General features: G+C 50.0%; 8 protein-coding genes. 7 read left to right on the forward strand and 1 reads right to left on the reverse strand.

The annotated features are described in order from the left end of the window. Positions 1–76: 76 nt before the first annotated feature. A complete protein-coding gene (locus H6797_00830) occupies positions 77–2956 on the forward strand; it encodes a hypothetical protein (GenBank protein ID USN96731.1) in 2880 nt (959 codons plus the stop codon). 13 nt (positions 2957–2969) lie between these two features. On the opposite strand, the gene H6797_00835 is transcribed toward H6797_00830, so the two are convergent. Next, positions 2970–3122, reverse strand: a complete 153-nt coding sequence (locus H6797_00835; GenBank protein USN96732.1) for a hypothetical protein — start codon at positions 3120–3122, stop codon at positions 2970–2972. Between H6797_00835 and H6797_00840 the strand changes: the two genes are divergently transcribed. From H6797_00840 to H6797_00865, 6 genes are all read left to right on the forward strand, one after another. Next, on the forward strand, positions 3112–3336 hold the full coding sequence (locus H6797_00840; protein ID USN96733.1) for a hypothetical protein: 225 nt from the start codon (positions 3112–3114) through the stop codon (positions 3334–3336). The two genes, H6797_00835 and H6797_00840, sit on opposite strands and share 11 nt — an antisense overlap. Positions 3337–3470: 134 nt before the next feature. Next, positions 3471–3626, forward strand: coding sequence for a hypothetical protein (locus H6797_00845; protein USN96734.1), 156 nt, complete (start codon positions 3471–3473; stop codon positions 3624–3626). A gap of 144 nt (positions 3627–3770) precedes the next feature. After that, the gene (locus H6797_00850; GenBank protein USN97119.1) at positions 3771–4613 is read left to right on the forward strand and encodes a hypothetical protein; all 843 of its coding nucleotides are present in this window, start codon (positions 3771–3773) and stop codon (positions 4611–4613) included. Beyond that, positions 4613–7300 (forward strand): hypothetical protein, encoded by a 2688-nt coding sequence (locus H6797_00855; protein USN96735.1) that lies wholly within the window; start codon positions 4613–4615, stop codon positions 7298–7300. Before H6797_00850 ends, H6797_00855 begins: the two co-directional genes overlap by 1 nt. A gap of 57 nt (positions 7301–7357) precedes the next feature. Further along, complete coding sequence (gene lepA, locus H6797_00860) at positions 7358–9208, forward strand: elongation factor 4 (protein USN96736.1); 1851 nt, start codon at positions 7358–7360, stop codon at positions 9206–9208. 120 nt (positions 9209–9328) lie between these two features. Then, positions 9329–9547 (forward strand): hypothetical protein, encoded by a 219-nt coding sequence (locus tag H6797_00865; GenBank protein ID USN96737.1) that lies wholly within the window; start codon positions 9329–9331, stop codon positions 9545–9547.

Genomic DNA, 9547 nt, shown 5'->3' on the forward strand with positions numbered 1-9547 from the left:
CTCTCCCATATTTCCCGTATACTTAACCTCATAAACAATAAGCACTATGCGAGGGGGAGTATAGGCTAAACAAACTATGGCACGTCTTCCAACTCCTGGAGGAGATAGTGGTAATTGGGGAACAATACTCAACACCTTTCTCTCTCAGGTTCACGCCTCTGACGGCACACTCAAAACCGACAGTGTCACCAGCGACGCCATTGCTCCGAATGCCGTAACTTCCAGTGCTCTTGCTCCCAACGCAGTCGATGCCATCACTATAGCTGATGGCTCTATCACCGAAACACTCCTCGATACTGCAGTTCAAACCAAACTCAATGCGACTGCTCCAGTCACATCCGTAGCATCCAAGACTGGTGATGTCTCCCTCACCAAGACCGACGTTGGTCTTGATCAGGTCGACAACACCAGTGATGCGACGAAGAATAGTGCGACGGCGACGCTGACGAATAAGACGTTGACAGGGCCGACGATTGATAGTCCTTCTCTGATAGGAAATATCACGGGTGCCGCTTCAATTGGCGTGGTCGCCGGCTCTGTATCAGGGCTTTATCTATCTGCTACGACTGGCGTGGGGACACTAGGAGCTGTACGAGTGCTGTCGTCTACAGGCGCAAATGGCCTAGCCCAGTTGGGTGTAAACGGTAACCAAACAGCTTCTAGTGGTACGCAATTCGGTATCGCTATCACTTCAAACATAAACCAGTCGTCGACTGCTGGCTATACAGCTCTCCTTGTGAACCCAACTGAAACAGCAACTGGTTCCGGAACCAAAAGGCTGATCGACGCTCAGGTAGGAGGCACATCCAAGTTTGTAGTGGACAACGCCGGGAATGTGACACTAGGAAGCACGACAATCGCCGCTGGCCCCACCCCACTGAACGTTAGTTTAGGGGGTTCTTACGGCAATAGCACTGCGGGCAGTAGCAATAACATGAAGCTGGCGCTATACAATGATAGCAGCGTCAAACTTGGATTTGGCGTTTCGCTAAATACACTTGAATATCAAGTCAATTCGCTTTCCTCACACAAGTTCTACGTCGGCGGTACTGAGCGTTTAGCTATCTCGTCTTCTAGCATGACCGTGGGTGGTGTACCTGTAGTCACAACATCAGACACTCAGACGTTAACGAATAAGACGCTGACAAGCCCGACATTTACTGGAACAATCACCGGGGTGGCAGACGCGACTACTACTGGGTCTGGCAAGGTTGTTACCGGCGGTGTGTTAAGTACCCAGCCAGATGCCAACTCTACATCCATGCTGGCAATTCCAGGATTGTACAATGACCTTTCATATTGTCTGATGCGTGCTGGTGCTTCCATGACCATTACCAAAAATGGCGGTGCGACGGTAGCGGGAGTCGATTACCTTTATCCCGATGCCATGTTTGCACCACAGGGCATGACGTATCTCAATGGTTTGGTAAACGGTGACGTGTTTGTCATAGAGGTTACCGCTCCGAGCGGCTTGACCATGGACTATGTCAATACATACGGGATTTCATGCTCTAACAGCTTCCGCGCAAGCAACGTGACCATCGAGGTGTATTTCAATGGAGCGTGGACTTCCATCCATTCGGTGACTAATCAGACTGCTGGAGATGTATGGAAGTTCTATTCTAGCGGTGCATACTCAGTGACCAAGATTCGGTACACACTGACTAACTTCCCTTATAATCAGTGCCGCATTTTCTCCTTGTACGCAATAACCGGCACAACTGCGTTGGCGTCGGGTCCATTGCTACCACGGACCGGTGGTGCCTTGTATGGCACTAATGCTGCGCCACCAACACTGACAGCTACCGGTGCCGATGCTAGCATCAATCTCAATCTTGTCCCGAAAGGATCAGGAACTGTCCAAGCAAATGGTGTCGAGGTCGCGACTATTTCTGGCACGCAAACACTCACAAATAAGACATTGACAAGCCCGACGCTGACTACGCCGAGGACGGCCTCTATCATGGACACGAACGGCAATTGGGCATTCATGATAAATGCCACCACCAACGCTATCAATTATTTGCAGGTCATCAACAGTGCGACTGGAAGCGCTGTTCGCATAAATGCAGCAGGTAGCGACACGAACATTAGCATGAATTTGGTACCTAAGGGCACTGGAGTGATTCAGGCTAATGGCGCTGAGGTGGCGACCACCACCGGCACACAGACACTGTCGAACAAGACCTTGGTGAGTCCTACGATTACTGGCACCCCCACTGGAGTTGCCAGGCAAGCTCAGGTCGATGTATTCACACCTCTGGGCGCGAACTATGTCACCGATAAACAGGTGTCCTCAAACGTAGTAACTCTTACTACACTCACAGCACACGGCTATCAGGTTGGCGACAAGGTTTGGATCAACGGCATTGATTCCGCGATCGAATTAAACCTAGTTACCTCGGTGACTATCACTTCGATTCCGACAGCCACTACATTTACTTTTGCTAGAAGTGTCGCTGACATAGCCCCTGCAACCGTGCGGCCCTACGGAAACGTGTTTCAACTTCAGACATGGACGAAACCGTCCGGTGCTGTTTCGGTGAAGTTCACATTATGCGGTCCAGGTGGCGGTGGTGGATCTGGTGCGAGGCGAGCTACCACGTCAAACCGTACCGGCGGTGGCGGTGGCGGTGGCGGGGGTTGGCAAGAAGTTACTGTTCCTGCGTCGGACGTGCCCGACACTGCGATGTTCGTTAGCGTCCCCGCCGGGGCTTACGGCGGTCTGCCCGTCACTACGGATGACACGGACGGAATGGTCGGCGGGAGAAGCTATCACTCGACTCGCGTCAGCAACCTTGAAATTTCGTATCTGTCCACGCTTAACTTTAACGCCAATCCGGGTTACGGCGGGCTGGGTGGCAGCACCGGAACAACCGTCGCTGGAGGCGGAGGCGCCGTCAATACTCAGTTTGCGGTGCCGGTGGAGCGGGCAACACTAGCAACGGGAGCATAGGCGCGAACGCGACCTACGTCGGTGGTGGCGGTGGTGGTGGCGGCGGAGCGGCGGCGAGCTCTACGTCATCGGCGGCTGGAGGCGGCGCAGCGTCAATCTTCGCTGTACGCAGCCTTTCTGGTACCTTCGTCTCTCCAGGAAACGGCACCTTGACAATGGACGCCACTACCAACACTTCCTACTACCCGGTCATACCTGGACTGCCGGGGATTGGTGGTGGCGGCGGAGCGTACAAGACCGCGACCAATGGCGGCAACGGAGGTGACGCAACCAACTACAACGCTGGCGGCGGTGGTGGCGGGGCGTCTGACAACGGCTACCAGAGCGGTGCGGGCGGCAAAGGCGCAGACGGTTGCGTAGTCATTACTACCTATTTTTAAAGACAAGCTCATAAGCAAACTTTTTAATGTAAAAACTACGCTTTTTGACGTTTTAAGTGATTGACACAGTCTTTATTACTTCATATACTATAGCCAACCGTGGGCGCCAATATATAACTGAAAAAGGAGGAAATATGGATATTTCAAGTATTACTGACGCTAAAGAACTAAAAGCACTTGCATACGACACACTACAGGCAGTTGAAGTACAGCAAAACAATCTACGCCTTATTCAGCAGCGTATCGCTGAAATCGAGCAGCAGGCACAAGAGACAGAAAAGAAGAAGTAGTCACAATTGATATCGAATAGACGCGTATAGTCAGCGATTATACGCGTCTTTCATTTGAACTCACCTCAATCTTCCCGTATACTAAACCTGTAAACTATAAGCACTTTACAAGTGAGGGTACTAATAGGAGCAATATAGAAATTTATGGCACGTCTTCCAACTCCTGGAGGAGACAGTGGCAATTGGGGATCAATCCTCAACGACTATCTTTCTCAGGTCCACGCCCCTGACGGCACACTCAAAACAGACAGTGTCACCAGCGACGCCATTGCTCCTAATGCCATTGATTCTATAGCCATCGCCGATGGCTCTATCACCGAAACGTTGCTTGATACGGCGGTTCAAACCAAACTTAATACCGTCGCACCCGTCACTAGCGTTGCCGCTAAGACCGGTGACGTCACGCTCATCAAGTCCGACGTCGGTCTAGATCAAGTCGACAACACAAGTGACGCCACTAAAAACAGCGCTACGGCAACCTTGCAGAACAAGACTCTCGATAACAGTAATAGTCTTACGCTCAAAGACGCTAATCTTACCATTCAAGACGACAGCGATACTTCAAAGCAAGCAAAGCTTCAGCTCTCCGGTATTACCACGGGCACAACGCGCACGTATACACTCCCTGACGCCTCAGGTACGGTGGCGCTGACGAGCCTCATCCCTCCTATTCGTTTTTCTGCTCCGACTGCAGTCGTAGGCGTCACGCCGACTGACTATGCGTATGGTCCACGGACGCTAACTGGCGCACATATGCGCGTGGCGAGCGCTCCGGTCGGGTCTGATCTTGTCGCCGAGGTTCAACATTGGGATGGTTACTCTTGGTCGACACTATGCACACTCACCGTATCTGATGGGTCGGTCACAGAAGCTACCTCCAGCCTTTCTCAGCAGCAGTCAGCCGGGAACATGGTACGCCTTAATGTGACATCGGTCGGGGGCAATTCCGCTGCAACTGGAGTTGCCGTAGACGTAGAGGTAGATTAATGGCTAAGGCTAGCACGCTTAGTGAGACTTTTGATTCCTATAATACCCTGGTGTGGTATCGGTCGAACGCAACGAATGTCGCCTACACAGGTGGTCAGCTTAAGCTTACACCAACAACGTCCTACCATTATCTCGATACTTTTACTGGGTATGACTTGACCGAATCACACTATCAAGTTGAGTTTGTTCAAAACTGCAACGCGGGAAACCACGACTCGATAACGACTAATTTTACGGTTGTAGTAGACGGTAGTAATAGCTTTGAGTTTGAGATTGGCGGCGGTCCGACTGGCTCGGTGGTTATGCGCGAGCAAGTGGCTGGAGTTAATTCTGAAACAACGACGACATATGATGCTACCAATTTTCGATGGCTACGTTTGCGAGAGTCGGGAGGTACGATTTATTGGGAGACATCGCCAGATGGGTCGACATGGACTATCCAGCGGTCAAAAACCTCATCGCTAACACTGGCATCGACAAATGTGATGTTGTCATGCGGCCGTTGGACATCGGAAACATCGCCAGGTAACTCTTATTTTGACAACCTAAATCCCGGCTCGCCTACGGCAACTCTGACTGACGATTTCAGTACAGAGGATACCATCAAGTGGACAGGATATGAAGGCAACGTCGCTTCCGTTGTCGATGGTCGCCTAGCGTTATCGGGCGCTACATCGGACTACTACCCGCCTTTAGAATCGGTGAGTACCTATGTGTTTACGGGCTCCTACGTTGCGTGTCAGTTTGTTGAAAACTTCCCCGAGGGAAATGGTAGTTACACATTGGAATTTTATGTAGGTAGCGATACGAACAACCGAATTGAATTTCAGATTAATGGCGGTAGTCTTGGTATTTCAATGAAAGAAAAGGTGGCAGGAGTAGTGTCTTCTAGTGATTTGATATACAACCCGCTGCGACACAAATGGTTACGCATGCGCGAGTCAGGCGGGACGGTATATTGGGAAACCTCGATAGACAGCGCGACATGGGTCGAACGTTGGTCGAAAGCCACTACATTGAATCTCAATAACGTCACCATCGGCTTTAACGGTGGATATTACGGTACTGAAACAGGCAGTCCTGTCGCCTTGTTTGATAATTTCAATCTTATTGCCGGGACAAACATTGGCTACGATGAACCGCTACCTATCTCGCTGCTTACCGATGAATTTACTACCCTTGATGGTTCAAAGTGGTATGCGCCGCCTGAATATAGTATTAGTGCAGTGGACAGTGTGTTATCTATACCTGTCGTGCCGAATGACTATCATTACATAAATACCAATGACACTTGGAATTTAATTGGTGATTCCTTGTTGCTTGAATTGGTTCAGAACGCCAACCGTGGATCATCTCAGTATGGCACCATCACTACTGAAATAGCCGTCATTGTAGATGCCACGAATCGGGTTCAATTCATGATTGGCGGTGGCAATGGATCGGAGATTAAGTTGCGCGAGGTCGTTGATGGCACGCCGTCAGACACGACGATTATTTATGACCAAACTTTACATCGTTGGTTTCGAATTCGAGAAAATAGCGGAGCTGTTTACTGGGAGACTTCCAAGGACGGTGCAGTATGGAACATCCAACGGTCAAAATCCACCACGCTTGATTTGTCTAGTGTGAAAGTGCAGTTTACGGTGGGTTCGTATGAGAACGAAGTCGACCCAGGTACTGTACTGATTGACAATGTTAATCTTCCTAACACTGCTTTGCAAGCGCAGATAGGATGGTACGTTAATTCGCTTCCGCTAGGGGCGACTGATGGCGGTACGATACAGCCGAAAAATTTCTTTCAGCAAGCCGATTGGCTATGGAAACCAATTCCAGATAATCCGGTGCTCGATCCAATGTCGGCACTTTGGGGTGCGGAGCTAGAATCCGGTAGTCATAGCGTAGAAGTGTGGGATTTTGCTGATACGATTATCCTGCCAAATCAAATTGACGAGAATACGCCGCGATATACGTTCACGCTATTAAATTATCCCGACTGGGGCGCGAATCCATTTGACGGATACACTATTCCGGTACCCCTTGGCACGCAAATACCACCTGGAAGCGATGGTCACTTGTGCGTAATGGACCCGACTACTGGGAAGGTGTTTTCATTTTGGCAAACAGTGTATGACCAGAATACTGATAGTTGGTCGGCTTCTTGGGGCGGCATAGCCGATCTCAACGGCGACGGAAGAGACTACGAGGGTGGCGCAACTGCGACTAATATATCCCGAGTCGCAGGAGTGGTGCTGGACAACGAAGTGTTGGCAAGAGAAATACCGCACGCACTCTTTGCTGCTAGCGGTAGCTCGGGGCCGGACTTTCGATATCCTGCGCAAAAAAGCGATGGCGTGAATATGGCGGGCGTAGATAATCCCGTTCCTCAGGGCATACGAGTACAGCTTGATCCGACGATTAATCTCGCAGCGATTGTCGGCATCACACCCGGTGAACTGGCTGTCGGCAGGGCTATGCAGAAATATGGTGTTTATATATTAGAGCAAAGTGGCGGCGGTCCTGGGTTTGGATGTCAGCTCCGGTTTTTGTGGGGCGATGGTTACAGCGGAAATTATCTTGAGACACCTTTGGTGTATCGTCAGGCGGGTTTTCAGTGGGACTACTTTGACATGTCGCACATTCCTTGGGCGGGCAATCTCCGTGTATTGAATAGCTGGGACGGAAGTTAAGTCCGAACGGAACCTCATTGCCGCTACCTCTGTTTTCTGGTATAATTACCGAAGTTTATGGACCAAAGTCACATCCGAAATTTCTGCATCATTGCTCATATTGACCACGGCAAGTCAACGCTTGCCGATCGTATGATGGAAATGACGCATACTGTCGAAAAGCGCGATATGAAATCGCAGCTGCTCGATAGTATGGATTTGGAGCGTGAAAAGGGTATCACGATCAAGCTCGCACCGGTGCGGATGGCGTATGCGCCTAGAGTAGATGGTAGTTTGTATGTAGTAGATGGTGAGAAAAAAAATACCAAATACCAAATACCAAATACCACCTACCAACTAAATCTTATCGACACTCCCGGCCACGTGGACTTTAGCTACGAAGTAAGCCGTAGTTTGGAGGCATGCGAAGGTGCCGTGTTGGTGGTGGACGCTAGTCAGGGCATTCAGGCGCAGACACTCGCGAATGTATATTTGGCACTGGCTGCAGATTTGACGATTATTCCGGTGCTTAACAAGATTGATCTACCGGCTGCAGACGTGCCGCGTGTGAGTGCGGAAATTATCAATTTGCTTGGCTGTGACGAATCAGACATTTTGAAAATTAGCGCAAAAACAGGCGAGGGTGTAATTGAGGTACTCGATGCAATCGTAGAGCGCATCGCTCCGCCAAAAGGCGACGAAAGCGCACCGACGCGTTCGCTGATTTTTGACAGTTATTACGATGATTATCGCGGGGTGATTTTGTATACGCGGACGTTTGACGGAAGCATCAAAAAAGGCGATACAATCGAAATGCTTGCCACTGGAGCCCACGGCCTGGCGCTTGAAGTTGGTGCTCTGAACCCAGTGATGAAACCGGGCGAAGCCATCGCAACTGGTGAGATCGGCTATATCGTGACCAACCTCAAGACCACTCGCGATGCCAAGGTAGGCGATACGGTCACGGTCAAGCGAGCACATGCCAGCGAGCCACTCCCAGGGTATCAGAACGTCAAGCCATTTGTATATGCTGGGTTCTTCCCAGTGAGTAATGAAGATTATAACGATCTCAAAGATGCTGTCGAAAAGCTCAGCCTGAGCGATAGCGCATTGCAATTCGAGCCCGAAAACTCTCCGGTACTTGGCTTTGGTGTGCGTATTGGGTTCCTCGGCCTACTGCATATGGATATTATTCGTGAGCGATTGGAACGTGAATATGACCTTGATTTGGTCGTCACTAATCCATCGACCGATTATCAGGTGACTTTGGCAAAAGGTGAGGAGATTGATATCAAATCCGCGAGCGATTTACCAGATATGAGCAAAGTTGCAGAAATACGTGAACCATGGATCAACGGCGAAATCGTGGTGCCGCAAGATTACATTGGCAACGTGATTCAATTGATTGTGAGCAAACGCGGCAAGCAAAAGAACCTGAGCTACATAGACGAGCGAGCACTCATCAGTTTTGAAGCGCCACTTGCAAATCTGCTCACTGACTTTTACGACCAACTCAAGAGTGTGACGAGCGGCTACGGTAGCTTTAACTACGAGTTGAGCGAATATCGTGCTGAAGATTTGGTACGCGTTGATTTCTATGTTGCTGGCGAAATTGTCGATTCGCTCAGTATTATGCTGCATCGGTCTGAGGCTGAATCTGTCGGTAGGGTAGTAGTCAAAAAGCTCAAAGACGTGATTCCGCGGCAAAATTTCCAAGTGGCGTTGCAGGCGGCAATTGGTGGTCGATTCATCGCGCGCGAAGATTTGAGTGCATATCGCAAAGACGTGACGACTGGGCTGTATGGTGGAGACGTAAGCCGCAAAAAGAAAGTCCTCGCCAAGCAGGCAAAAGGCAAAAAACGCATGAAGCGCTTCGGAAAGGTGGATATTCCGTCCGAAGCTTTCACGGTGATGCTAAAGCGCGACTAGCGAGCCCATTTCTCGCCCAAAATGCAACTGGGGTGGCTTATCTGTTGCATCCAAGCCATAACTATAATAAACTAAAAGACACAAGATAACAGATAAAACCATAGGGGGTAGTATCCGCTCGTGTCGATCAATGAGTTGCTAGCATCTGTAAGCAATAAAGAGATGGATCGCAAGGACTTTTTGAAGTTCTCTCTGTTCGTGATTGCGGGAATGGTTGGTGTTAAGAACATGCTTTCACTGCTAGGGGGTGTTGACTTGCGCCCCGATATGACTCTTGAAAAAAAGCCGAGCAATACCGGCGGCGGGGTTGGCTATAACAGCGGAAGATACAATAGGTAG

Source organism: Candidatus Nomurabacteria bacterium (assembly GCA_023898645.1).
Classification (GTDB): Bacteria; Patescibacteriota; Saccharimonadia; order Saccharimonadales; family Saccharimonadaceae; genus UBA2112.

Excerpts from the sequence above, each read along its gene's own strand:
- H6797_00830 (USN96731.1), top strand. The coding sequence starts at position 77 with ATGGCACGTCTTCCAACTCCTGGAGGAGATAGTGGTAATTGGGGAACA.
- H6797_00840 (USN96733.1), top strand. The coding sequence starts at position 3,112 with ATGGACGCCACTACCAACACTTCCTACTACCCGGTCATACCTGGACTG.
- H6797_00845 (USN96734.1), top strand. The coding sequence starts at position 3,471 with ATGGATATTTCAAGTATTACTGACGCTAAAGAACTAAAAGCACTTGCA.
- H6797_00850 (USN97119.1), top strand. The coding sequence starts at position 3,771 with ATGGCACGTCTTCCAACTCCTGGAGGAGACAGTGGCAATTGGGGATCA.
- H6797_00855 (USN96735.1), top strand. The coding sequence starts at position 4,613 with ATGGCTAAGGCTAGCACGCTTAGTGAGACTTTTGATTCCTATAATACC.
- lepA (USN96736.1), top strand. The coding sequence starts at position 7,358 with ATGGACCAAAGTCACATCCGAAATTTCTGCATCATTGCTCATATTGAC.